Origin of the sequence: Paenibacillus sp. PvP094 (assembly GCF_040546835.1) — a bacterium.
GTDB lineage: Bacteria > Bacillota > Bacilli > Paenibacillales > Paenibacillaceae > Paenibacillus > Paenibacillus illinoisensis.
The window spans coordinates 2,631,520-2,655,301 of sequence record NZ_JBEPOM010000001.1; the positions used below are offsets into that span (position 1 = coordinate 2,631,520).

At 49.0% G+C, this 23,782-nt stretch carries 24 protein-coding genes, 1 pseudogene and 1 riboswitch; all 25 genes and pseudogenes read left to right on the plus strand.

Features of this window, described 5'->3' with window-relative positions; genetic code table 11:
• Positions 1-22 precede the first annotated feature (22 nt).
• The 25 genes and pseudogenes from prfA to murA all read left to right on the plus strand — a co-directional run bounded on the left by prfA (position 23) and on the right by murA (position 23,493).
• A complete protein-coding gene (gene prfA, locus ABIC22_RS12115; RefSeq protein ID WP_095291198.1) occupies positions 23-1,090 on the plus strand; it encodes a peptide chain release factor 1 in 1,068 nt (355 codons plus the stop codon).
• A 25-nt stretch (positions 1,091-1,115) separates the two neighbouring features.
• Positions 1,116-2,000: a peptide chain release factor N(5)-glutamine methyltransferase gene (gene prmC, locus ABIC22_RS12120; protein ID WP_354485947.1), complete on the plus strand. Its 885-nt coding sequence runs from the start codon at positions 1,116-1,118 to the stop codon at positions 1,998-2,000.
• A gap of 85 nt (positions 2,001-2,085) precedes the next feature.
• Positions 2,086-3,306 (plus strand): FtsW/RodA/SpoVE family cell cycle protein, encoded by a 1,221-nt coding sequence (locus ABIC22_RS12125; protein WP_127537253.1) that lies wholly within the window; start codon positions 2,086-2,088, stop codon positions 3,304-3,306.
• Positions 3,307-3,553: 247 nt separating this feature from the next.
• On the plus strand, positions 3,554-4,774 hold the full coding sequence (locus ABIC22_RS12130; protein WP_354481063.1) for an FtsW/RodA/SpoVE family cell cycle protein: 1,221 nt from the start codon (positions 3,554-3,556) through the stop codon (positions 4,772-4,774).
• A 240-nt stretch (positions 4,775-5,014) separates the two neighbouring features.
• On the plus strand, positions 5,015-5,677 hold the full coding sequence (spoIIR, locus tag ABIC22_RS12135) for a stage II sporulation protein R (protein WP_354481065.1): 663 nt from the start codon (positions 5,015-5,017) through the stop codon (positions 5,675-5,677).
• 237 nt (positions 5,678-5,914) lie between these two features.
• On the plus strand, positions 5,915-7,144 hold the full coding sequence (locus ABIC22_RS12140; protein WP_354481067.1) for an L-threonylcarbamoyladenylate synthase: 1,230 nt from the start codon (positions 5,915-5,917) through the stop codon (positions 7,142-7,144).
• A 4-nt stretch (positions 7,145-7,148) separates the two neighbouring features.
• Entirely contained in the window at positions 7,149-7,394 is a 246-nt protein-coding gene (locus ABIC22_RS12145) for a hypothetical protein (RefSeq protein ID WP_127537249.1), read from the plus strand.
• Complete coding sequence (locus ABIC22_RS12150; RefSeq protein ID WP_127537248.1) at positions 7,358-7,918, plus strand: manganese efflux pump MntP; 561 nt, start codon at positions 7,358-7,360, stop codon at positions 7,916-7,918. The genes ABIC22_RS12145 and ABIC22_RS12150 overlap by 37 nt, the downstream gene beginning before the upstream one ends.
• Before the next feature lie 123 nt (positions 7,919-8,041).
• Positions 8,042-8,614 (plus strand): low molecular weight protein arginine phosphatase, encoded by a 573-nt coding sequence (locus ABIC22_RS12155; protein WP_354481070.1) that lies wholly within the window; start codon positions 8,042-8,044, stop codon positions 8,612-8,614.
• A gap of 137 nt (positions 8,615-8,751) precedes the next feature.
• A riboswitch (ZMP/ZTP riboswitch) is annotated at positions 8,752-8,833 on the plus strand.
• A gap of 142 nt (positions 8,834-8,975) precedes the next feature.
• The gene (locus ABIC22_RS12160; protein WP_127537246.1) at positions 8,976-9,569 is read left to right on the plus strand and encodes a TIGR01440 family protein; all 594 of its coding nucleotides are present in this window, start codon (positions 8,976-8,978) and stop codon (positions 9,567-9,569) included.
• A gap of 267 nt (positions 9,570-9,836) precedes the next feature.
• Entirely contained in the window at positions 9,837-11,084 is a 1,248-nt protein-coding gene (locus ABIC22_RS12165; protein ID WP_095291213.1) for a serine hydroxymethyltransferase, read from the plus strand.
• Between the two features lie 230 nt (positions 11,085-11,314).
• Entirely contained in the window at positions 11,315-11,944 is a 630-nt protein-coding gene (gene upp, locus ABIC22_RS12170) for a uracil phosphoribosyltransferase (protein ID WP_127537245.1), read from the plus strand.
• Positions 11,945-11,982: 38 nt separating this feature from the next.
• Complete coding sequence (gene wecB, locus ABIC22_RS12175) at positions 11,983-13,140, plus strand: non-hydrolyzing UDP-N-acetylglucosamine 2-epimerase (protein WP_354481073.1); 1,158 nt, start codon at positions 11,983-11,985, stop codon at positions 13,138-13,140.
• 188 nt (positions 13,141-13,328) lie between these two features.
• Positions 13,329-13,583: an AtpZ/AtpI family protein gene (locus tag ABIC22_RS12180; protein ID WP_153980168.1), complete on the plus strand. Its 255-nt coding sequence runs from the start codon at positions 13,329-13,331 to the stop codon at positions 13,581-13,583.
• Complete coding sequence (locus ABIC22_RS12185; RefSeq protein ID WP_127537242.1) at positions 13,576-13,953, plus strand: ATP synthase subunit I; 378 nt, start codon at positions 13,576-13,578, stop codon at positions 13,951-13,953. Before ABIC22_RS12180 ends, ABIC22_RS12185 begins: the two co-directional genes overlap by 8 nt.
• Before the next feature lie 45 nt (positions 13,954-13,998).
• Complete coding sequence (gene atpB / locus ABIC22_RS12190; RefSeq protein WP_127537241.1) at positions 13,999-14,817, plus strand: F0F1 ATP synthase subunit A; 819 nt, start codon at positions 13,999-14,001, stop codon at positions 14,815-14,817.
• A gap of 78 nt (positions 14,818-14,895) precedes the next feature.
• The gene (atpE, locus tag ABIC22_RS12195) at positions 14,896-15,120 is read left to right on the plus strand and encodes a F0F1 ATP synthase subunit C (protein ID WP_090922866.1); all 225 of its coding nucleotides are present in this window, start codon (positions 14,896-14,898) and stop codon (positions 15,118-15,120) included.
• A gap of 114 nt (positions 15,121-15,234) precedes the next feature.
• On the plus strand, positions 15,235-15,723 hold the full coding sequence (gene atpF, locus ABIC22_RS12200) for a F0F1 ATP synthase subunit B (RefSeq protein WP_095291225.1): 489 nt from the start codon (positions 15,235-15,237) through the stop codon (positions 15,721-15,723).
• Positions 15,720-16,268: a F0F1 ATP synthase subunit delta gene (locus tag ABIC22_RS12205; RefSeq protein WP_354481077.1), complete on the plus strand. Its 549-nt coding sequence runs from the start codon at positions 15,720-15,722 to the stop codon at positions 16,266-16,268. Before atpF ends, ABIC22_RS12205 begins: the two co-directional genes overlap by 4 nt.
• Before the next feature lie 16 nt (positions 16,269-16,284).
• Positions 16,285-17,799 carry a F0F1 ATP synthase subunit alpha gene (gene atpA, locus ABIC22_RS12210; protein WP_153980165.1) on the plus strand — a complete coding sequence of 505 codons (1,515 nt, stop codon included), beginning with the start codon at positions 16,285-16,287 and terminating at the stop codon, positions 17,797-17,799.
• A gap of 130 nt (positions 17,800-17,929) precedes the next feature.
• Positions 17,930-18,802, plus strand: coding sequence for an ATP synthase F1 subunit gamma (gene atpG / locus ABIC22_RS12215; RefSeq protein ID WP_153980164.1), 873 nt, complete (start codon positions 17,930-17,932; stop codon positions 18,800-18,802).
• Positions 18,803-18,897: 95 nt separating this feature from the next.
• Positions 18,898-20,301 carry a F0F1 ATP synthase subunit beta gene (atpD, locus tag ABIC22_RS12220; RefSeq protein ID WP_127537240.1) on the plus strand — a complete coding sequence of 468 codons (1,404 nt, stop codon included), beginning with the start codon at positions 18,898-18,900 and terminating at the stop codon, positions 20,299-20,301.
• A gap of 63 nt (positions 20,302-20,364) precedes the next feature.
• A complete protein-coding gene (locus tag ABIC22_RS12225) occupies positions 20,365-20,769 on the plus strand; it encodes a F0F1 ATP synthase subunit epsilon (RefSeq protein WP_354481079.1) in 405 nt (134 codons plus the stop codon).
• Positions 20,770-21,371: 602 nt separating this feature from the next.
• On the plus strand, positions 21,372-21,629 hold the full coding sequence (locus ABIC22_RS12230; RefSeq protein WP_095291312.1) for a DUF1146 family protein: 258 nt from the start codon (positions 21,372-21,374) through the stop codon (positions 21,627-21,629).
• A 516-nt stretch (positions 21,630-22,145) separates the two neighbouring features.
• Positions 22,146-23,493: pseudogene (gene murA / locus ABIC22_RS12235) on the plus strand (UDP-N-acetylglucosamine 1-carboxyvinyltransferase).
• The last annotated feature ends 289 nt before the right edge of the window (positions 23,494-23,782 follow it).

The following is a 23,782-nucleotide window of genomic DNA, read 5'->3' on the forward strand; positions in this document are numbered from 1 at the left end:
ATAAATCGTGAGGTGACTATATATGTTGGATAAATTACAGGCATTGGCAGACCGTTATGACAAGCTTAGCGAGCTGCTCTGTGACCCGGATGTGGCAAGCGATAACAAAAAGCTGCGTGAGTATTCCAAAGAGCAATCCGATCTGCAGCCGACGTACGAAGCATACAATGAGTACAAACAGGTGAGTCAGGATCTCGAAGCAGCGAAAGAAATGCAAGGCGAGAAGCTGGATGACGAGATGCGTGAAATGGTCAAAATGGAAATCGAAGAACTCAGTGCCCGTCAGAAAGAACTGGACGAACTGATTCGTGTTCTCATGCTGCCCAAAGATCCGAATGACGACAAAAACGTCATCGTGGAAATTCGCGGAGCAGCGGGTGGAGATGAAGCGGCATTGTTTGCAGCGGATCTATACCGCATGTACACACGTTATGCCGATAATCAAGGCTGGCGCGTGGAATTGATGGATGCCAATACGAATGATGTCGGCGGATTCAAAGAGGTTATTTTCCTCATCAACGGCCGCGGTGCATACAGCAAAATGAAGTACGAGAGTGGTGCACACCGTGTACAACGTATCCCGACAACCGAATCAGGTGGACGGATTCATACTTCCACTTCAACGGTAGCCGTTATGCCTGAAGCTGAAGATTTCGATATCGAAATTCATGATAAAGACATTCGCGTGGATACGTTCTGTTCCAGCGGTGCCGGCGGACAGTCAGTTAACACGACGAAATCTGCTGTACGGGTAACGCACGTTCCAACCGGAATCGTAGCGACATGTCAGGATGGTAAATCGCAGAACTCGAACAAGGAAAAAGCGCTGCAAGTATTGCGTACCCGGATCTTCGATATGATGCGCCAGGAAGAAGAAGCGAAAATTGCAGGGGAGCGGAAGAGTAAAGTGGGTACAGGGGACCGCAGTGAGCGGATTCGTACGTACAACTTCCCGCAAAGCCGTGTAACCGATCACCGCATTGGTCTGACCATGCACAAATTGGATCAGGTCATGAACGGAGAGATTGAAGAAATCCTGTCTGCGCTGACGATTGCCGAGCAGACGGAGATGATGGATAGAGGAGAATAATGCTGTGACCCGCGCGCAGTTTGTGATGACGCCGGAACAGAGCTGTCGGGAAGCCTTCGTGGAGGCTTCCTCTTTTTTGGAAAAGAGCGGCGTGTACGAGCCGCAGAATAATGCCCGGCTGCTGCTGGAGCATGTACTCGGCGTCTATGGGGCCGCGTATTACATGATGCAGCCGGAACCCTTCCCCAGCGAGCTGCGCAGCCGCTGGGAGGACGCCGTCACACGCAAGGCTGCGGGTGAGCCGGCGCAGTATATTATCGGCAGCCAGGAGTTCTATGGGCTGCCGTTCGAGGTCACGCCGGCCGTGCTGATTCCGCGGCCGGAGACCGAGCTGCTGGTCGAGGCTGTGCTGCGCGAAGCCGACCGCGTGTTTCCCGGCGGCGCTCCGCTTGCCGTCGATATTGGCACGGGCAGCGGTGCGATCGCGGTGACGATCGCCTCGCAGCGCCCGCGCTGGCAGGTTGGCGCCGGAGACATCTCGGCGGCGGCGCTGCAAGTGGCCGCGCGGAACGCGGCCGCGAACGGGGTACAGATTGACTTCCGCGAAGGCGATCTGCTGGCCCCGTTCGCAGGGGCTCGGGTGGACATTCTGGTGTCCAACCCGCCATATATCCCGGCGGCAGATATCGCCGGGCTGCAGCCTGAGGTGCGCGATCATGAGCCGCGCACGGCACTGGACGGCGGTCCGGACGGACTGGCACCGTACCGGGTCATGCTGGAACAGCTGGTGCTGCTGCCTGCGCCGCCGCAGGTCATTGGTTTTGAACTCGGTCAGGGACAAGCTCGCGACATCGCCGCATTGCTTGAATCAGCCGGACACTGGCCAGAAATTATCATTGTTCCGGACCTTGCCGGGATCGAGCGGCATGTCCTGGGTGTTCGTACTTCGGAACAGGTGACGAAAATGTAAGGTTCTGCGGGTTTTCTTTTTGCCGCGAAATCCTCTACAATGGGATATACCGAAGATTGCTGAATGCTTGGGGGAACATAACTACATGCTGCATAAATTCAAAAAGATAGACTACTCGATTGTGTTCATCTTGCTGATCCTGATGGTCATCAGTATTTTGTCCATTTATAGTACGACCTTTGGCCGTCCGAAGCTGGAGGGGCTCACGAGAAACGCTGTTATCTTTTATATTTTAGGTTTCGTGATCTTTTTTGGAATTTCAATGATCAATTACAAGGTTATTATCAAAAACTATTTATATATTTATGGAGTAGGCATGCTGCTGCTTATTCTGGTTATGTTTATAGGTCAGGAATATTACGGCGCCAAGGGCTGGTTGTCCATTTTTGGCTTCAGTTTGCAGCCAGCAGAGTTATTCAAGCTCTGTCTCATTGTGTTCTTGTCGGCCCTTCTGGCTCGAAAGAAGAACCGACCGCTTTATTTTGGACGTGATGTCGTACCGGTTTCACTTTGTGTGCTGCCACCTTTGCTGCTCGTCTTGCTGCAAAATGACTTGGGGAACGCACTGAGCTATGTGATCATTCTGGTAGGACTGCTCTGGATTGGCAACATCAAATTCAGTCATGCCCTCATTGGATTTATGATTGCTGTGGCTGCTTTTGTTGGGGGAACACAGGCGTACATTCACTATCATGATGAAATCGTCAAATTCCTGAAGGAGATTGGTCGTTCTCACTGGGCGGATCGCTTCGACCCATGGCTCGTGCCGGATCAGACTTCCAGAGACGTGCTCTGGCAGACCTATAACGCGAAGCTGGCGATTGGTTCTGGTGGCATTAGTGGTAAAGGATACTTGGAAGGTACAACGATTCAGTCAAATCGGGTACCGCTGGCTTATGCTGACTCGATTTTTGTGCAGATTGGGGAGGAGTTTGGCTTTGTAGGTGCTTCAGTGCTGCTGCTGTTGTACTTTATTCTCATCCACAGGCTGGTCCTTATAGCCCTCGAATGTAAAGATCGCGCAGGGCCTTATCTCATCGTCGGCATTATCGCGATGCTGCTCTACCAGATTTTTGTCAACATTGGTCCGTTCATCGGGTTAATGCCGCTGACCGGGATCACGCTGCCTTTTATCAGTTCAGGGGGGACCTCGCTTGTGCTGAACATGATTAGTATGGGTATCGTGATGAGTATCAAGGTCCATACGGAAGAGAACGAGGATATTCTGGGCTCTGCAGAACAACCGGGGATTACGGATATCGTCCTCAAGTTGTTCAGAAGGAAACCGTCCCAGCAGGAACAGTAATTCCTTTTATTAGGTACAGAAAAAAAGAAGTCAGTCATAGAATCCTGGAAAGATCAATCCAAACCATTTGGATCTGGTGCTTCCAGGGTTTTTCTTTTGCCAGATTTTCTCTAATGGTTATGTAAGTTGAGATCCATCCTCCGCGCAGTGATTAAAATTTCCAATTTATCTCTCTATTTTATACAATGGAAATTATAAGTCAATTTGGAAAATGCGTATATAGGTACCCGGGAGGACGATTGCAGTTATGTTGAGAATGCTGAAAAAGATGGACGGTGTTATTCTTTTTGTATTGTTTTTGCTGATGATCGCAAGTGTGTTTGCCATTTATAGTGGTACGCAGACGGATGCCACTTTGGCCAAGCATCATATCAAAACCTTGCTGTTTTATATCTTAGGATTTGTCGCAGTAGTGGGCATCGGACTAGTGAATTACAAACTGTATGTGAAATATGCTTTTTATCTGTATGCCTTAGGAATCGTTCTGCTTGTTCTCGTCAACTTTGTGGGCGGACCTATCAATAATGCCAATGGCTGGATCAAGCTTGGGGAAAATCTTTCGTTTCAACCTGCGGAGTTGTTCAAGATGATCCTGATCCTGTTTCTTGCACATTTGCTTGTGAAGCGTCAGAGAAACACGCTAGGTTTCTGGAGGGATATCATTCCCATCGGATGTTGGGCGTTTGTTCCGTTTGCACTCGTCATGATTCAAAATGATTTGGGCAACGCGCTGGGTTACGTCGTCATCTTGGCCACGGTATTGTGGATCGGTAATATCAAGCTAAAACATGCAATCATTGGCCTTGTTATTGTAGCTGTCACTTTCTTTGGTTTCGTCAAAGCCTACACGACGTATCATGATGAAATCTTTACCTTTCTCGAAAAGATAGGCCGTGAACACTGGGCGGAACGGATAGATCCCTGGCTCGTACCGGAAAAGGCCACATCCAAGGCGACATGGCACACCAAAAATGCCGGCTTGGCTATAGGGTCAGGAGGCATTGTCGGTAAAGGGTATTTGCAGGGAACTTCCGTCCAAAGTGGACGCGTGCCGTATACCTATTCGGATTCCATCTTTGTCGTTATCGCTGAGGAATTCGGTTTTGTGGGAGCGTCAGTGCTGTTACTGCTGTACTTCATTCTGATTCACCGAATGGTTCTGATCGGTATGGAATGCAGGGATCGGGCGGGGCCCGTCATTATTGTAGGCATTATTGGCATGCTGTTATACCAAGTGTTTGAAAACATAGGTGCGTTCCTCGGACTGATGCCACTAACAGGGATTACCCTTCCGTTCATCAGTTATGGCGGGACTTCATTGCTCATTAATATGGCTTGTATCGGACTGGTCATGAGCATTAAATTATATGGAGATGAAGAGGAAGATGACCTGCTGCTTGGAGAGCAGAAGCCTGGTTTGCCAGACCGGTTACTGCATTTGCTGAGAAAAGAAAAGAGCGCGTTGTAATCATCGAATAGGGTTATGTATTAACAGTTGGGTTCGATAGGTCTCTTAAGCATGGCTGATGCACACCTGTAACAGGTGTGGTCGGCCTTTTCTTAATTCCGCTCAACCACGTTAAAATAAGAGAATGAATTTGCTAGATTTATGATTTTTGCTAGGTTTACTTCTGTCTCTTCCGGGCATACTGATAGACATGAGAGAGTTGCAGGGAACATGATCACGGGAGCCGAGGGGGAGAACGGGATGAGCAGAAGAACAGTGAAACAGATTGGACTTATTATCGTTTGTCTTATGATGATTATTATGATGTGGGAAGGTCAGAAGACGGATGCAGCTGTAGCCGCTACAGCAATTCCGGAGCAATCCATCCGTTTGCGGATTCTAGCGAATTCGGATGCGCCAGGGGACCAACTGGTGAAACGCGAGATTCGGGATGCTGTGGTTGCCCAGATGAGTGAGTGGGTTACAGAGCTGGATAATCCGCAAAGTCTGGATGAAGCACGCCATGTCATTCGTGAGCATTTGTCTGAAATCGAAGATCGGGTGGGAGAAGAGCTGGCCAGCCGTGGATTGGACTATCCATACCAAGTGGAGCTTGGTGTTGTTCCGTTCCCTACCAAACTATATGGAGGCACGGTATATCCCGCAGGTGATTATGAAGCAGTGCGTATAACACTGGGAGAAGGAAAGGGTCAAAATTGGTGGTGTGTGCTGTTTCCGCCGCTATGCTTCATTGATGCAAGCACAGGGGATGCGCTGGCGAATCCGTCTACGGTATCTGCAGCGGCTGCTGCTGAGCCTGGAGATGCTGAAGCATCTGTCCAGGGAGCAACACCGGAAGCGCGTTTTTTCCTGGTGGATCTGGCGGTTAAACTATGGGATTGGGTAGCCGGGTTGTTTGCATAATATCGTGGGAATGATAGGGAAGGGCAACTTCGATACAGGAAGCTGCCCTTTTGCCCCATTTTTCAATGAATGGCTGTCATGCTTAAGGGATGTGGTTTATAAGAGAGATAGCGAGCCCGTTCTTAGGTTGAACAGATATGCTATAATTATAGGTATTCGAAATGTAAGCAAGACAGCTACCGTCAAGGTCGAGGCCCCGCGGTTACTAACCTATTGAAGTTTAGGGATGATGGATATATGAGTAGAGAACAAGACCAATACCAATACACAGGAAACAAAGATTCGGGCAACCCAGAAGGATTACTTACCTCGGTGTGGGATGTCAGAGCATTGATGAGTGAGAAACAGCCGCATGTTGTGGGTAATTTGGTTATGGGTGAACCTGAGGGACAGGGATCTGATGAGAAAAAAAAGAGCGCCTATCAGCAGGCACTCGCTGACTTGCAGGCTGCCGCTGCCTGCATTCGTCAAGGCCAGACTGTTGCGTTTCCGACAGAGACGGTATACGGTTTGGGCGCGGATGCGCGCAGTACAGCCGCGGTAGAGGCTATATTTGAAGCCAAAGGACGCCCGTCAGACAATCCGCTTATTGTGCATATCGCACATCGCGATCAGCTGGATTCACTGGTTACGGAAGTGAATGAGGCGGCAGAAGCGCTGATTGAGGCCTTTTGGCCAGGTCCGCTCACCATTGTGCTGCCTGTTAAGCCAGGCGCCGTATCCCCGCGGGTTACGGCTGGCTTGGATACGGTGGGTGTCCGCATGCCGGATCACCCAGTTGCTCTGCAGCTGCTCGCAGCGGCGGCGTGCCCGGTGGCTGCGCCAAGCGCTAACCGATCCGGGCGGCCAAGCCCGACGCTCGCTTCACATGTAAGCGAGGATCTGGCTGGCCGCATCGGCGGCATCGTGGACGGCGGCCCCACGGGTGTGGGCGTCGAGTCCACGGTAGTGCAGGTCGGTGACGACGGTACCGTCACCATCCTGCGCCCTGGCGGCATTACGGCGGAACAATTGTCCGCCGTTGCCGCCCGTGTCGCCACGGACCCGGCGATTCTCGCGGGTGGGTCCGAAGGCGAAGGCAGCCCGGCGCCGCGCTCGCCGGGCATGAAGTACACGCACTATGCGCCCACAGGGTCGCTGTGCGTGGTAGAGGGGCCGCCGCCAGCCGTGGCGGCCTGGATCAGCGCCGCCCTCGCGGAGGCGGCGCAGCGCGGAGAGCGCACCGCGGTGCTGGCGTTCGCCGAGCACGCGGAGCAGTACCGCGCCGATGCCGTATTCTCGCTGGGCGATGCCAGCGAGCTTGAAGAAGCAGCGCGCCGGCTGTACGCCGCGCTGCGCAGCTGCGATGAGCAGGGCGCCACATACATTTTGGCTGAAGCCTGCTCGCGCGAAGGGCTGGGAGCAGCCGTCATGAATCGGCTGCTCAAGGCTGCTGGTCACCAACTTATACAGGTTGGGGACCAGTAACACCATGACCGGAGCTGACGACGTCTCTCCGGTCCACCTGATCGGCAGGCCGTGGCAGCAGGCACCACCAACCACGGCCTGCCGATTAGACCAATCCTCTTTTGACACGCCTGCCTGCATCTCTCTGACTATTCATTCTCTATCTCCCGTCATGTTTGTGTCCTTGTCCGCATATCGTGTACAAGAACCTTTACGTGACTTGGGGGTATGGGAATGTGGGATGTGTCTGCCCATCTGGGGCAGTTGGTAACCATTTTGATTATGGCCGTCGCCCTTGGGCTGGATGCCTTCTCGCTGGGTATTGGGATCGGCATGAAAGGCATTCGTTTGCGTGATGTGCTGCGAATCAGTTTTGTCACGGCCCTGTTCCATGTGATCATGCCGCTGATCGGTATGTACACGGGGAAATACGTCAGTTCACTTCTTGGGGACATCACGACGTATGCTGCAGGCGGATTGCTCGTTCTGCTTGGGGGTCACATGATTCTGAATGCATTTCGTGAAGGTGACACCAAGCTGGTGGACCATCGCTCCATGCTAGGTGTGATCTTATTTTCACTCAGTGTGAGTGTGGATTCGTTTTCCGTTGGGGTATCCCTCGGCATGTTTAGCAGTGATCTGGTACTGACGGTACTTGCCTTTGGTGCATGCGGTGGAATCATGTCCGTCATGGGTCTGCTGCTGGGAAGACGAGTGAGCCAGAACCTTGGTGATTATGGTGAAGCGATTGGCGGAGCCATCCTGCTTGCATTTGGACTGTTGTTTATTTTTTAATAGTCATAGAGCGCAGCAGTTGCAGCCCTTGAGCAGTCATAACGATACTCTTTGAATTTTCATCATTTAAAATTAAAATATTGCATCATTCGACAACATTTGCGAAATGGGGAGGCTATCACAATGAAACATATTTTGTTTGTATGTACAGGGAATACGTGCCGCAGCCCCATGGCGGAGGGGCTTTTGCGCAAGCTGGCAGCAGAACGCGGCATTCAGGTAGAGGTTCGTTCTGCAGGTGTGGCGGCAGCATCGGGAATGCCGATTTCCCGTCATGCCGAAGCTGTATTAAGAGATCACCAGGCGGAAGGGCCTGGGCATTCCACCCAGCTTGACGCGAGCCTGATTGGCTGGGCGGATTTGGTCCTTACGTTAACGCGAAGCCATAAACAGCATGTCATGCAGGTTTTTCCGGATTCGGTACACAAGACGTACACGCTGAAAGAGTATGTGGAAAATGATAATCAGGTTCTGAATGATCTTCAGGAACTGGACAGCCTGTTCGCCACACTGGAACTGAAGCGTGCACTCGGTCAGGAGATTCTGGCATCAGAGCGTGAGCGCGTGATCGAGATCCGCCAGCGCATTCCAAGCTTTGATATATCCGACCCATTCGGGGGCAGTCGTGACGATTATAATATAGCTGCTGCAGAGATCAGGACGGCATTGGATCGGCTTCTGGACAAGTTGGGATAAACCGGTGTTGTGCAGGGCAATGTAATTGGGCAGTGATGAACCATTTCCAAATTTATTTTTATATGCAAAAACGAACATGTAGTGTAAATTACCCGTTGATTTTAAGCGTGGGTTGTTTTATGATGAAGGGGAAAACAGGGATCCGGTGTAACTGGCGACGAAGTGGGCACAACCACAATGGAGCACCGGAACAAACGGCCGGTCGCCTGGGCAAAAGAGCAATTCTGCGATACCCGCAGACTGCTCTTTTTTTCGTCTTTCATCTGATTATTCGCTATAATAGTACCTGAGATGCCGTGCATGAATACAAGAGCGGGCTGCCGTGAGGAAGTCAGGCATGATTTTATCGGGAGGCGATAGGATGACTATTGAGTTAGATTCGGAACAACCCGGATTGCAGGAACAGACCGCATCCATTCTGCGTGAACTGGCACTTGCCGGAAAGCTTGGACCTGGACAGATTGTTGTGATCGGTACAAGCACAAGCGAGGTTGCAGGCCAGAAGATCGGTACGAGTGGTGCCGTTGATGTAGCACAGCAGCTTCTTGCAGGGATCCGCGAGGTACAGCAGGAATTCGGTTTCGAGCCTGTGTTCCAGTGCTGTGAACACTTGAATCGCGCACTGGTGATGGAGCGTTCATTGCTCACACGTCTTGGTTTGACTGAAGTGGGTGCCGTACCGGTTCCCAAGGCAGGCGGTTCCATGGCATCCGCAGCTTATCGCTCGCTGAGTGATCCTTGCCTGGCTGAACATGTGCAGGCTCATGCGGGAGTGGATATCGGGGAAACCATGATTGGCATGCACTTGCGGCATGTGGCAGTTCCCTTCCGTACAGCGCTTCGCTACATTGGGGAAGCCCGTGTGACGACAGCCTTGACCCGTCCGAAGCTGATTGGCGGCGAACGTGCGGTGTATCAGATGGAAGAGCAACCAGATTCGACATTTTGCGACTAAATCTTCAACCTACTATAAAGCGAAATTAATGTTTACACGAAAACGGAGAGTGCAGGACAAATCTGGAGAAACGAAGTGCTCGCCTAAAAGCTTTCTGAAAGAAAGCTACATCGGAAGCATAGGCTATCACCGGATTTCCCCTTTAAAGGGGGATTCAAAAAATCTGGGGATAACAGCGATCGGAAGATTGTGCTGCGTTCGGAGTGGCGAGTGTAACCTTTTAATTTTGCTTTATAACTTCACTAATATACTGGGAGGAATTTAAACATGGAACAATTGCGTAAGAATGACCCTGCAGTACTTGAAGCGATGAATTTGGAGTTGAAACGCCAACAGAACAACATTGAGCTGATTGCATCCGAGAACATCGTAAGTGAAGCGGTAATTGAGGCACTTGGATCTGTACTGACAAACAAGTACGCTGAAGGATACCCAGGCAAACGTTATTATGGTGGCTGCGAGCATGTGGATGTTGTGGAAGATATCGCACGTGACCGCGCGAAGGAACTGTTTGGCGCTGAGCACGTAAACGTACAGCCTCACTCGGGAGCACAAGCGAATATGGCAGTATATCTTGCAGCGTTGAAACCTGGTGACACGGTGCTGGGCATGAACCTTGCTCATGGTGGACACTTGACTCACGGTAGCCCAGTGAATGCATCTGGTTTGCTCTACAACTTCGTGGCCTATGGCGTACAGGAAGATACGTTCCTGATCGATTACGATGAAGTGCGCAAAGCAGCGTTCAAGCACCGTCCTCGTCTGATTGTTGCAGGCGCAAGTGCATACCCGCGTACGATTGATTTTGAAAAACTCGCTTCTATCGCAAACGATGTAGGTGCATTGTTCATGGTGGACATGGCCCACATTGCAGGACTGGTTGCTGCCGGATTGCATCCGAGCCCGGTTCCTCATGCCCATTTCGTAACAACGACAACACACAAAACGCTGCGCGGACCTCGTGGCGGTATGATCCTGTGCCGCAAATCCTGGGCAGCTGCGATTGATAAAGCGGTATTCCCAGGTTCCCAAGGTGGACCTTTGATGCACGTTATTGCTTCCAAAGCGGTAGCACTGGGTGAGGCCCTGCAGCCTTCATTTAAAACTTATGCACAAAACGTAGTGAAAAACGCTCAGGTTTTGGCTGAAACACTGATTGCCGAAGGATTGAACATTGTATCCGGCGGTACAGACAACCACTTGATGCTGATCGACACTCGCAGCGTGAACATCACAGGTAAGGAAGCTGAGCATGTCCTCGATTCCATCGGTATTACCGTGAACAAAAATGCAATTCCATTTGATCCGACCAGCCCGTTTGTAACGAGCGGCATTCGTATTGGTACTCCGGCAGCTACTTCCCGTGGCATGAACGAAGAAGCCATGGTTGCTATTGGTAAAATCATTGCCAAAACATTGAAAAATCCAAAAGATACAGCGAAACTGGATGAGGCTCGTGCGGAAGTAACGGCTCTGACAGACCAATTCCCGCTGTACACAGATCTGAAATACTAGTCCATCGACACATGGAATTATTGTACAACTAGAGCAAAAAGGACCGGAACATGCCAAGTTTCCGGTCCTATTTTTATAGTATTCGGTTTTCTGTAATGATTACATGTCCTTTGATGGTGTAATTCGGTGTAGGTGATGATATAATATACAGGATTTATCGGGCCTATGAATGATAATTAGGCATTATTGGTAATGCTGTACATGAAGAACTTACCGGAGGGACAAATTAGATGGGAAAATTAGTAATATGTGATCACCCCTTGATTCAACACAAACTGACGTTTATACGCGACATGCGTACGAATACGAAAGATTTCCGCGAATTGGTGGATGAAGTGGCCACGCTGATGGCGTACGAGATTACAAGAGAGATTCCGCTCGAATCTATTGATGTGCAAACACCTGTAGCTGAAACACAAGGGAAAGTCATCTCTGGACGTATGCTTGGTCTGGTACCAATCCTGCGTGCAGGTCTGGGAATGCTGGATGGCGTTGTTAAACTGCTTCCTGCGGCAAAAGTAGGACATGTTGGTTTGTTCCGTGACCCGGAAACACTGCAACCTGTTGAATACTACACGAAGCTTCCTACGGATGTTACGGAGCGTGAGTTGATTGTCATCGACCCAATGTTGGCAACTGGCGGATCTGCCATTGCTGCAATTGACGTGCTCAAAAAACGCGGCTGCACCCAAATCAAAATGATGAACCTTGTGGCAGCACCTGAAGGTGTAAAAGCAGTTCAGGACGCGCACCCGGATGTGGACATCTACGTGGCTGCACTGGATGATCGTCTGGATGATCACGGTTATATCGTCCCAGGACTGGGAGATGCAGGAGACCGTCTGTACGGCACTAAATAAGCATGCTGCATGCTGAATAGAAAAGGGGCTTTGCTTGAATGTCCAAGAAAATTAAAGTCATGACGATATTCGGAGTTCGTCCGGAAGCCATCAAGATGGCTCCGCTTATTTTGGAACTTCAGAAACATCCCGAATCTATCGAATCCATCGTCTGTGTGACCGCACAACATCGTCAAATGCTGGATCAGGTTCTAGAAGTGTTTAACATTCAACCGGACTATGATCTGGACGTGATGAAAGATCGCCAAACGCTGAATGAAATCACGATTCGTGTGCTTGGTGGCCTGGAGCCTGTACTGCGCGAAGCAAAACCTGATATCGTGCTTGTTCACGGGGATACGCTGACTACGTTTGTAGCCAGCTATGCAGCGTTTCTGCAGCAGATTCAGGTGGGCCATGTGGAAGCAGGCCTTCGTACGTGGAACAAGCTGTCTCCGTATCCGGAGGAAATGAACCGCCAGTTGACCGGCGTACTTGCAGACTTGCATTTTGCACCGACAGACTGGTCGTTCTCCAACCTTGCCAAAGAAAATAAACCGGAGTCTAGTACCTATGTCACAGGCAACACGGTAACAGATGTGTTTCAATATACAGTACGGCAGGATTACACACATCCGGTACTTAAATGGGCACAGGGCAAACGTCTTGTGCTGATGACAGCTCACCGCCGTGAATCCCAAGGCGAGCCTCACCGCAACATTTTCCAGGCCGTCAAACGGATTGCCGACGAGTTCGAAGATATTGCCATCGTGTACCCGGTGCATCCAAGTCCTGCTGTGAAGGAGCCGGCTCACGCGATTTTGGGGAATCACCCCCGTATTCAATTAATTGATCCACTAGACGTGGTGGATTTGCATAACTTTTATCCGCATACTCACTTGATTTTGACCGATTCAGGCGGTTTGCAGGAAGAAGCGCCTTCGTTTGGTGTGCCCGTGCTGGTTCTGCGGGATACAACGGAGCGCCCTGAAGGCATCGAGGCTGGAACGTTGGAACTGGTGGGTACGGATGAGGAACGTGTTTATGAACGGACCAAAGCTCTGCTTACAGATGAAACGCTGTATGCAAGCATGAGTCAAGCTGCCAATCCATACGGTGATGGACATGCATCGGAAAGAATTGTCAATGCGATTTTGCACCATTTTGGCGTAAATAGTGAGCGTCCGGAATCATTTCACAGAAAATTCAAAAAATAATTCGTTTTTTTCTGACTGAATCATAAAGGGTACAGCATACAGTTAAACTGTACGGTTTACGCGGGTTTATGGGCTCCCGGGGGCCTGTAAACCCGTCGTTTTACCCTTTAAAACGCTAAAATCAATCAATTGACAAAGGCTCTCATCATTCAGTAAAATTAACTGGGATTGCAAGGGTGGCGTGGAAAATGGCCGATTCGAACAAACCAAATTCATCCCGTAACCATGACAACAATGTATGGAAAGCGATGGGGCTCGTGACAGCTTTTGGGATCGAGATTGCTGTTCTCGCTGTTGCCGGATATTACGCTGGCTCCTGGTTGGACAAGACCATTGGAGGTAACGGAATATGGATCGCCGTAAGCGTTCTCTTTTTTCTGGCGGCAGGTGGAGTGAGCATCTACTTTATCGCGAAAAAATTCATGGGGGAAAGTGATGAGTGAACTAACCAGATACCGCAGATGGATGACTGTTTCCGTCATGTACTTTCTTATGATTTGTTTTCTCGCAGCGGCCTTTATGCCACGTGTGGAGACAATTGCTTTGGGACTGGCCCTGGGTACAGGAATTAGCTGGATCAATGCATTTTACTTGGGCTACAAAGTAAGGAAAATGTCTGATGATGCGGCAGAAGGTAACTTGAAGCGTGTGAACCTGGGATTTTTGACAAGAGCGGCACTCGCTGTGCTCGGTATATACATATCGATGCGCTTTCCGCAGTATTTCAATACATATGCGGTTGCAGGCGGTCTGGTCATTGCGCAATTTTCCTTACTGATTATAGGGATCGTCTATTCCCGCAGAGCAGAATGATGTTAGGTGCTGCAGCTTTCAAGTCGAGAAAGGGGTGAGAAAAATATGCATGAAGCTCCAATTATTATGCTTGGCGGATTTCGACTGGATTTATCGGTTGTGTTAATGTTGGTCGTTACAGGTGCCCTCGTTTTTATTTTTGCTGTCCTGGCTACACGGAGATTGTCCGTTGAGAACCCCGGCAAGCTGCAAAATTTTATGGAGTGGGCAGTCGAATTCGTCCGCAATCTGATTTCCAGCACGATGGATATGAAGAAAGGGAAACATTTTATCTCTCTCGCGCTTTCCATGATTATGTTCATCTTTGTCGGTAACATGCTGGGGCTTCCGTTCCAGGCAGTTACTGAAGTTACGGAGGTCAGCCAGGCACAGGTGTTCAATCAGCCGATCGTTACAGCGGTCGATGCGTTTGAAGAAGCGCATGCCAAAGATCCTGAAGCACATCCACACGTTGAGCTGGCTTGGTGGAAATCACCTACCGCTGACTTGTCAGTAACGATGGGACTAGCACTTGTTGCGTTCATGGTATCTCATGGACTCGGATTATTCCGCAACACGAGAGGTTATCTCAAGCACTACCTTCAGCCATTCGCCTTGTTCTTGCCCATCAACTTGATTGAAACGGCATCCAAGCTGCTGACACACGGTATGCGTCTATTCGCGAATATCTTCGCGGGTGAGGTACTGATCGCAACGATCCTGAAGCTGACCACGTTTAAAGTGTTTGGCGCAATAGCTGCCATTCCTTTGCTGATGGTGTGGCAAGGCTTTAGTATCTTTATCGGCGCGATCCAGGCATTTGTTTTTGTAATCTTGATGATGGTGTACATTTCACAGAGCATCGAGACGCACGACGAACATTAAGTTCCAAGCCCTACGAAGATTTCTTCACCAGGCTGAACAATAAAAAATTTGATTTATAATTTTAAGGAGGATATACAAATGGGAGCAATGGCATTAATCGCAGCAGCAATTGTTGCAGGACTGGGCGCGTTTGGCGCAGGTATCGGTAACGGTATGGTAATCAGCAAGACAGTAGAAGGAATTGCCCGTCAACCGGAAGCAAAATCCACTCTTCAAACAACAATGTTTATCGGGGTAGGTCTGATCGAGGTATTGCCGATCATCGGTGTGGTACTCGCGTTCATGTTCTATGGTGCGGCTTAATTAAATTGATAAGGTTTGGCGGGGAAGGCCATAGCCATCCGCGCCTTCTTTTTAGGTAATGTCCGTTCATGCGGATGAACGTTTCAAGGATACCTCCAGGAAGGAGTGAACAGATTGAGTTTCGTATGGGAAAATACGCTTCTTGCGATTATCGCATTTGCAATTTTATATTGGCTGCTTAGCCGTTATGCTTTCGGTCCTTTGTTCTCCATCATGGAAAAACGTCGTGAACTCGTGCTGACGCAGATGAATGAGGCTGCTCAGACTCGGGAACAGGCCATTGCCTATGTGGAGGAACAAAAACAAGCTCTGGAGCAAGCGCGCAAGGAAGCTCACGACATCATTGAACAGTCCAAACAAACGGGCGGCAAACAGGCTGAGTCAATTCTGGCTGACGCAAAAGCTGAAGCTAATCGTCTGAAAGACGATGCGGTACGTGAAATTGAAAGCGAGAAGAACAAAGCAGTTGCAGCGCTTCGCAGCGAACTGGGTACAGCTTCCGTTCAGATTGCTTCCAAATTGATCAAAAAAGAAGTTGAGAACGGTCCAGCACAAGAAGAGCTTGTGAACCAATACCTCAATGAGGTAGGGGGCCGACAATGAGCCGCGATACGATAGTTGCCAAGCGTTATGCGAAAGCATTGTTCGAAGTCGCTCTCCAGCAGCAGCAGGTACTTGAAGTTGAACAGGAACTGCGTGCGGTTGTCAGCGGATTGACTGGGGATACCGAGATCATCAAGTTCATCGTATCTCCTAACATCTCTGATGAAGCCAAGCGGAACGTGCTTCATGCGAGCCTTGAAGGTAAAGTGTCCGAACCTGTTCTGCGCACGGTTCTGCTCCTGATTGAGCGTGGCCGTGTTGAACTGCTGGAAGCTCTTTTGAGTGATTATCTGAAGATCGAGGGCGACTCGCTCGGCATTGCCGATGCTCGCGTTTACTCGACTTATGCATTGAATGATGAAGAAAAAGAAGCGGTAGCCCGTGAATTCGGAGGCCGTGTGAATAAAAAGATCCGTATCGAGAACATTGTCGATTCGACTCTGCTGGGCGGATTGAAAGTCGCCATTGGCGATACGATCTATGACGGCAGCTTGGCTGGCAAGCTCGAACGTCTTGAGCAGTCTTTTAACAGACGAGTACAGTAGATTGGGGTGAGGACACTTGAGTATCAAACCAGAAGAAATCAGTACATTAATTAAGAGCCAGATCGAACAATACAAGAACGATATCGATGTAGTCGAAGTCGGGACGGTTATTGAGGTTGGTGACGGTATCGCCCGTGTATACGGACTTGAGAATGTCATGTCCAACGAGTTGGTTGAATTCCCAAGCGGTGTTATGGGCCTCGCCATGAACGTGGAAGAGAGCAATGTTGGTGTCGTTATCCTGGGACCTTACTCTGACATCCGTGAAGGCGACCAAGTAAAACGTACAGGTCAAATCATGCAAGTGCCGGTTGGCGAAGCATTGATTGGACGCGTTGTGAACCCGCTCGGTATTCCTGTAGATGGCAAAGGGCCAATCGCTACAACGGAATTCCGTCCGGTTGAAGGTAAAGCACCAGGCGTTATGGATCGTAAATCGGTTCATGAGCCAATGCAAACTGGTATCAAAGCGATTGACGCAATGGTTCCAATCGGCCGCGGACAACGTGAGTTGATCATCGGTGACCGTCAAACAGGTAAAACATCGATCGCGATCGATGCTATCCTGAACCAAAAAGGCAGCGGCATGAAGTGTATCTACGTTGCTATCGGTCAGAAGCAATCTACGGTTGCTCAAGTAGTGGAAACTCTTCGTCGTAAAGGCGCAATGGAGTACACGATCGTCGTAACTGCAGCAGCATCTGATCCATCCCCGCTCTTGTACATTGCGCCTTACTCCGGTTGTTCAATGGGTGAGTACTTCATGTACAAAGGCGAGCACGTTCTCGTTATCTATGATGACTTGACTAAACAAGCCGCAGCTTACCGTGAGCTCTCCTTGCTGCTTCGTCGTCCTCCGGGCCGTGAGGCATATCCGGGTGACGTATTCTATCTGCACTCTCGTTTGCTGGAGCGTGCAGCGAAGCTGAATGATGAACTTGGTGGTGGTTCTTTAACCGCTCTGCCATTCATTGAAACACAGGCTTCCGACGTATCCGCCTACATTCCAACGAACGTAATCTCGATCACAGACGGACAAATCTTCCTTGAAGCCGACTTGTTCAATGCTGGACAACGCCCGGCGATCAACGTAGGTATTTCCGTATCCCGTGTCGGTGGTTCTGCTCAGATCAAAGCGATGAAAAAGGTAGCAGGTTCCCTGCGTCTCGACCTCGCTCAATATCGTGAGCTTCAAGCGTTCTCCCAGTTCGGCTCCGATCTGGACAAAGCGACTCAGGCCCGCCTGAATCGTGGTGCCCGCATGATGGAAATCCTGAAGCAGGGTGTAAACCAGCCTCTGCCTGTTGAACAGCAGGTTGTGAGCTTGTATACAGCGGTTAAAGGATTCCTGGATGAAATTCCAACAGGTGACGTTACTCGTTTTGAGCGTGAGTTCCTTGCGTTCATGGAGAGCAACCATCCGGAAATTCTCGGGTCCATCCGTGATACTAAAGAATTGACTGCAGACAACGAAAATGCACTGAAAGGTGCAATCGAGAAGTTCAGAAAGAGCTTCGCTGTCTCTGTCTAAATAGATGATTGCAGCTGCGGAGTTGTTTAACCGATTCCGCATGTCTGCATGTAAAACTTTGATGCTTTCAAAGTAAGATAATGCTTACGAAGTAGTTTTGACTATGTCAAAACTTGAAGGTGGTGAAATCATGGCAAAAGGCATGCGCGAAATTAAGCGGCAAATTAAAAGCGTACAGAGCACCAAGCAGATCACCAAAGCAATGGAGATGGTTGCAGCTGCAAAACTGCGTAAAGCGCAGGAAAAAGCTGAGGCAGCCCGTCCTTATTCGGAGAAACTGAAAGAAGTTGTGGCTAGTATTGCATCCAGCACGCAAGGCATCCAGCATCCGATGCTAGAGAGCCGTCCGGTCAAAAAGACAGCTTATCTAATCATTACATCGGACCGCGGACTTGCAGGTGGATATAATGCGAATATTCTGCGTCAGGTTAATCAGACACTGAAAGAACGCCATAACTCCCAGAATGATTATGAGTTGTTCGTAATCGGACGTAAGGGACGCGATTATTTCAGACGGCGTGAGATTGCGATGGCTTCCACGACAACGGATCTGTCGGATTCGCCTTCATTTGCAGATATCAAATCCATTGCACACGAAGCTGTTCGTGGATTTGAACTGGCTGAATTTGATGAATTGTACATTTGTTATAACCGCTTTGTAAATGCGTTGACCCAGATTCCTACGGTAGAACGTCTTCTTCCTATGGATACACCTGAGGTATCTGCTGCGAATGGACCAACTGCAAGCTACGAGTACGAACCGTCAGCTGAGGCTGTACTGGAGGTTTTGCTTCCGCGTTATGCGGAGACATTAATCTACGGTGCGCTTCTGAACGGTAAGGCGAGTGAGCTCGGCGCGAAAATGACGGCGATGGGTAATGCAACCAAAAATGCATCCAAACTCATTAATGATTTGTCATTGACTTACAACCGTGCCCGTCAAGCAGCGATCACGCAGGAGATTACGGAAATTGTGGCAGGTGCCAACGCAGCACAAGGCTAACCGTTATTTATTTAATGAAGGCTTGCACTGCAAAGATAAACGAACGGAACTTTATTTTTGTCAAAGTAGCAGGCTTGTAGGAGGGGAACGTTAAGATGAACAAAGGACGCGTTGTGAGCATCATGGGTCCGGTTGTTGACGTCGAGTTTGAACGCGGCGGTCTGCCGGAAATCCTCAATGCCATTACGATCACTACAGTAACCGAAAGCGGCGTAAGTGTAAGTCTTACACTCGAAGCTTCGAAACATCTGGGTGACAACCGGGTACGTTGTATCGCGATGTCCTCCACGGACGGTCTCGTACGTGGTATGGAAGCAGTAGATACAGGAGCTCCAATCTCTGTACCTGTTGGGGAAGCGACACTGGGTCGTGTATTTAACGTACTCGGCGAAGCAATTGATACTGGTGGTACTGTTGCTGCTGAACATAAAAACCCGATTCACCGCTCTGCTCCTGCATTCGATGAACTGACGACTCAAGCAGAAATGCTGGAGACAGGTATCAAAGTTATCGACTTGCTGGCTCCTTACGCCAAAGGTGGTAAAATCGGTTTGTTCGGTGGTGCCGGTGTAGGTAAAACCGTTACAATCCAAGAATTGATCAACAACATTGCCCAAGAGCACGGTGGTATCTCCGTATTCGCGGGTGTTGGTGAGCGTACACGTGAAGGTAACGACTTGTATCACGAGATGAGTGATTCCGGCGTTATCAACAAAACAGCAATGGTCTTCGGACAAATGAACGAGCCTCCAGGCGCACGTCTTCGTGTAGCCCTCACCGGTCTGACGATGGCGGAATATTTCCGTGATGAAGAAGGCCGTGACGTGTTGCTCTTTATCGATAACATCTTCCGTTTCACGCAAGCAGGTTCAGAAGTATCTGCCTTGCTCGGACGTATGCCTTCCGCGGTAGGTTATCAGCCTACGCTGGCAACAGAAATGGGTCAATTGCAAGAGCGTATCACTTCCACGAAAAAAGGATCGGTTACATCCATCCAGGCGATTTACGTACCTGCGGATGACTATACGGATCCGGCTCCTGCAACAACGTTTGCTCACTTGGATGCAACAACGAACCTGGAGCGTAAAATTTCCGAGATGGGTATCTACCCTGCGGTAGATCCACTTGCATCCAGCTCCCGGATCTTGGCACCAGAAGTTGTAGGTGAAGAACACTATAGCGTAGCACAAGGCGTTAAACGCATCTTGGCGCGTTATAATGAGCTGCAGGATATCATTGCGATCCTGGGTATGGACGAGCTGAGTGAAGAAGACAGAGCGCTCGTTTACCGTGCTCGTAAAATCCAACGTTTCTTGTCCCAGCCTTTCCACGTTGCTGAAGCATTTAACGGTATTCCGGGTAAATACGTTCCGGTTAAAGAAACAGTGCGCAGCTTTAAAGAGATTCTCGAAGGCAAGCATGACGATCTGCCGGAAGCAGCATTCCTCTTCGTGGGTACGATTGAAGAGGCAGTGGAGAAAGCTAAAACACTGGTATAATCTGAATCCAGGATTGTCCTTATGAAGCGAGCTATCCTTCGGATAGTTTCAGGAGGGATGGAATTGAGCACCTTTTTGTTGGAAATCGTAACGCCTGAGCGTTTGGTCTATTCGGCGCAAGCAGATAGCATCATCGCTCGTGGTATTGAAGGGGAACTGGGGATCTTGCCAGGCCATATCCCTATGGTTACTCCGTTGCAGATTGCACCGATTATTATCAAAAACGGAAAAGAGAACAAGCAGGTCGCTATTGGCGGCGGCTTTATCGAAGTCCGCAAAGATAAGGTTGTTGTTCTCGCAGAAAGTGCCGAATTCCCGGGAGATATCGATGTGGATCGTGCGCGTGCAGCGAAGGAACGGGCAGAACGCCGTCTCAGCAGCCAAAGCAACCAGGACCACTTTGATCACCGCCGGGCAGAGATTGCTCTGCAAAAAGCGGTTAACCGGATCAACGTATACGGCAAATAAACGATTAAAGGAAGCCCGGCGGCTTGGTCTGCCGGGCTTTTTTGCTGTGTTTCGCAGAAATGACTTCCATATTTATGTGAAGTAATCGTGATTTACTGGATGATTTTATGTAGATTCTCCGTTAATTTTTGTAAACAATGATCACCGTTGGTGTGATATTGAATATAGTATAGGACTATAGTAGTGGTGATAGTTACCACTAATAGACCCATTTTTGGCCACATCAAATCAAATTATTTCCGAGGAAATGACAAGATCGATATCGAAATAGCGCTCTTTTATGTCGTTTTAGTCACAAAATCCCGATGGTTTAAAATTAAAATATTTTCAAAGTGGAAATCAATGTAATTGACAATGTATGATGAAAGAGCCTATATTCCATAGAGTCAGCAGAGATTGCAGCTGCGAAGATGAATTCCATGATCATTCTCAGCCAGATTGTGCTGCTCGATGAATGGGCAACACGAAGGATCTCCATATGGGGTACTTCAGCGGTGAATCAGTTGTGTTCTGCTGGAAAAAACCATTCTTATGACTTTTAAATTAAGGATGACAAGCAAAATTACACTGGTTGCTGCAACAAATGTGGAGGTAATGAATATATGGATATTGATCTGACGAATCAGTTGAACCAGTCATTAAGCACAAATGGGTTAGTTTCGATTGTCGTTTCGCTATTGTGTATAGCACTCGCATGGTGGGCACTGCAAAACCTGAAGCTTGATCTGATTATCAGACAGCCGAAGGGTGCTCAAGGAAGATTGCTGCATTTGCTGCTTGCCATTATTCTGGGTCATGCCGTATCCGGGTTCGTTATTGATTATTTATCATGGACCCAAATGTTGCGTCATTTGTTTTAATGTTGAGATGGTTGGTTAATCATCTGTTAGGTTCTTCATGCAGCCTGATTGTCGAATAACATCGATTGATTGTGTCAACAATTAGAGTATGACCAACCTGTTAACAATTAAGAAAAATGTGTGACATGTAATTGGTTGAATTGAGATGTTTTATGTAAAAATGCTTGTATCGTACAATTCAAAAATGTTATGATGGAAGTTAGGGAATTAACTATTGTTTACTTTAACCTTAGGTTATAAACGGGATCCCCGGTAATTACCGGCTAATAATCATCCCAATCCGTCTGTCCTGATGTTTTGCTGACCTGTAAGCCTTAATTACAAGTTTGCAGGCAATCAGCACGGCAAGTGTTATCATCAATTTTGGATTATAAACCAATTCTTTTCTGAACAGACATCAGGCGTTTTTTGCCGGGTAATGTCGAAATTCCACACACAGCAACAGTCCTTTCTAACACAGAGGGCTTACGTATTCCGGAATGAAGAAAAGGGAATAAAAGCGCGGAGGGAACCATGATGAGCAAATTTATCGTCCGCGGTGGCAAAAGGTTGACCGGAAGTGTCAAAGTTAGCGGCGCTAAAAATTCTGTTCTTCCGATCATCGCTGCCTCTCTACTAGGGGAAGAAGGACAAAGCGTTATTATTGACGCGCCTCCTCTAGACGATGTGATGACGATTAACAAAGTGTTGGAATCGCTGGGAGCGGGTGTTACATACCGGGACGAAGTGATTACCGTGAATGCGGAAAAACTTACTTCCTGCGAAGCCCCGTATGAATGGGTAAGTAAAATGCGGGCGTCTTTTCTGGTCATGGGGCCTTTATTGACGCGTATGGGTCATACAAGAATTTCGCTTCCTGGTGGATGTGCCATCGGAACACGGCCGATTGATCAGCATTTGAAAGGTTTTGAAGCCATGGGTGCCGAGATCAGCTTGGGCCAAGGCTATATCGAAGCTCGCAGCCAAGGACGGTTGCGCGGTGCAAAAATTTATCTGGATGTGGCCTCCGTCGGAGCTACTCAAAATATTATGATGGCTGCTACTCTGGCTGACGGTGTAACCGTGCTGGAAAATGCAGCAAAAGAACCTGAGATTGTGGATCTGGCTAACTTCCTTAACGGAATGGGTGCCAAAGTCCGTGGCGCGGGTACAGGGGTAATTCGCATCGAGGGTGTGGAGAAACTCACTGGCGTGAAGCACACGGTAATTCCGGATCGGGTAGAAGCAGGTACTTACATGGCTGCTGCTGCCATTTCTGGTGGCGACGTGTACATCGAAGGTGCTATCTCCGATCATTTGGGTTCGGTTATTGCCAAGATGGAAGAGATGGGAGTGACCATCCTGCCAGATGGAGAATGGGGTGCGTGTTATTGCGGACCGTCCACTCAAGGCAGTAGATGTGAAAACATTACCATACCCTGGATTCCCTACTGACATGCAATCCCAGATGATGGCGCTCTTGCTGGCATCTGAAGGAACAAGTGTCGTAACGGAGACGGTGTTTGAGAATCGCTTCATGCATGTGGATGAATTCCAGTTGATGAATGCGGAGATCAAAGTGGAAGGCCGTTCGTCCATCATTACAGGTAATGCCAAACTGAAGGGTGCCAAAGTTACAGCTACCGATTTGCGTGCGGGTGCTGCACTCATTATTGCGGGTCTGGTTGCTGAAGGCACAACTGAAGTCGGCGGTGTTCATCACATCGACCGTGGCTACGTTCACCTGGCTGAAAAGCTGAATGGACTGGGAGCCGACATTTACCGTATTTCGGTTGAAGAACCGAAACTGGACGCAGCTAAGCCTGCAACCGAAAAAGCTGAGGAAGAAGTGCCGATGTTCAAGGTACAACCGACTTGGGCTTAAATCATGTTTTTAGTAAAAAGCTAAGCCATCTGGCTTGGCTTTTTTTATGCCCTTTTTTGACACTAGACTATTAAAGTGAGGCCAACAATTCAGTACCTGATTCTATTAATAGCTGGTCCTAATGGAAGAACTGTGGGTCCAACTTTTGAATATATACAATTGAATAAAAGAACGTCAATAGAGAATGCGGTGGATGGTTAGGCATGTCAAAAATGCCTGTATAGCGGCGGTTTATCCACTATAGCAGAGCAATGTTAATCTAACATTAAAAAGAAGCAGAAGCTCTTTC

Coding starts and splice junctions, on each gene's coding strand:
- prfA (WP_095291198.1), top strand. CDS start 23: ATGTTGGATAAATTACAGGCATTGGCAGACCGTTATGACAAGCTTAGC.
- prmC (WP_354485947.1), top strand. CDS start 1,116: ATGACGCCGGAACAGAGCTGTCGGGAAGCCTTCGTGGAGGCTTCCTCT.
- ABIC22_RS12125 (WP_127537253.1), top strand. CDS start 2,086: ATGCTGCATAAATTCAAAAAGATAGACTACTCGATTGTGTTCATCTTG.
- ABIC22_RS12130 (WP_354481063.1), top strand. CDS start 3,554: ATGTTGAGAATGCTGAAAAAGATGGACGGTGTTATTCTTTTTGTATTG.
- spoIIR (WP_354481065.1), top strand. CDS start 5,015: ATGAGCAGAAGAACAGTGAAACAGATTGGACTTATTATCGTTTGTCTT.
- ABIC22_RS12140 (WP_354481067.1), top strand. CDS start 5,915: ATGAGTAGAGAACAAGACCAATACCAATACACAGGAAACAAAGATTCG.
- ABIC22_RS12145 (WP_127537249.1), top strand. CDS start 7,149: ATGACCGGAGCTGACGACGTCTCTCCGGTCCACCTGATCGGCAGGCCG.
- ABIC22_RS12150 (WP_127537248.1), top strand. CDS start 7,358: ATGTGGGATGTGTCTGCCCATCTGGGGCAGTTGGTAACCATTTTGATT.
- ABIC22_RS12155 (WP_354481070.1), top strand. CDS start 8,042: ATGAAACATATTTTGTTTGTATGTACAGGGAATACGTGCCGCAGCCCC.
- ABIC22_RS12160 (WP_127537246.1), top strand. CDS start 8,976: ATGACTATTGAGTTAGATTCGGAACAACCCGGATTGCAGGAACAGACC.
- ABIC22_RS12165 (WP_095291213.1), top strand. CDS start 9,837: ATGGAACAATTGCGTAAGAATGACCCTGCAGTACTTGAAGCGATGAAT.
- upp (WP_127537245.1), top strand. CDS start 11,315: ATGGGAAAATTAGTAATATGTGATCACCCCTTGATTCAACACAAACTG.
- wecB (WP_354481073.1), top strand. CDS start 11,983: ATGTCCAAGAAAATTAAAGTCATGACGATATTCGGAGTTCGTCCGGAA.
- ABIC22_RS12180 (WP_153980168.1), top strand. CDS start 13,329: ATGGCCGATTCGAACAAACCAAATTCATCCCGTAACCATGACAACAAT.
- ABIC22_RS12185 (WP_127537242.1), top strand. CDS start 13,576: ATGAGTGAACTAACCAGATACCGCAGATGGATGACTGTTTCCGTCATG.
- atpB (WP_127537241.1), top strand. CDS start 13,999: ATGCATGAAGCTCCAATTATTATGCTTGGCGGATTTCGACTGGATTTA.
- atpE (WP_090922866.1), top strand. CDS start 14,896: ATGGGAGCAATGGCATTAATCGCAGCAGCAATTGTTGCAGGACTGGGC.
- ABIC22_RS12205 (WP_354481077.1), top strand. CDS start 15,720: ATGAGCCGCGATACGATAGTTGCCAAGCGTTATGCGAAAGCATTGTTC.
- atpG (WP_153980164.1), top strand. CDS start 17,930: ATGGCAAAAGGCATGCGCGAAATTAAGCGGCAAATTAAAAGCGTACAG.
- atpD (WP_127537240.1), top strand. CDS start 18,898: ATGAACAAAGGACGCGTTGTGAGCATCATGGGTCCGGTTGTTGACGTC.
- ABIC22_RS12230 (WP_095291312.1), top strand. CDS start 21,372: ATGGATATTGATCTGACGAATCAGTTGAACCAGTCATTAAGCACAAAT.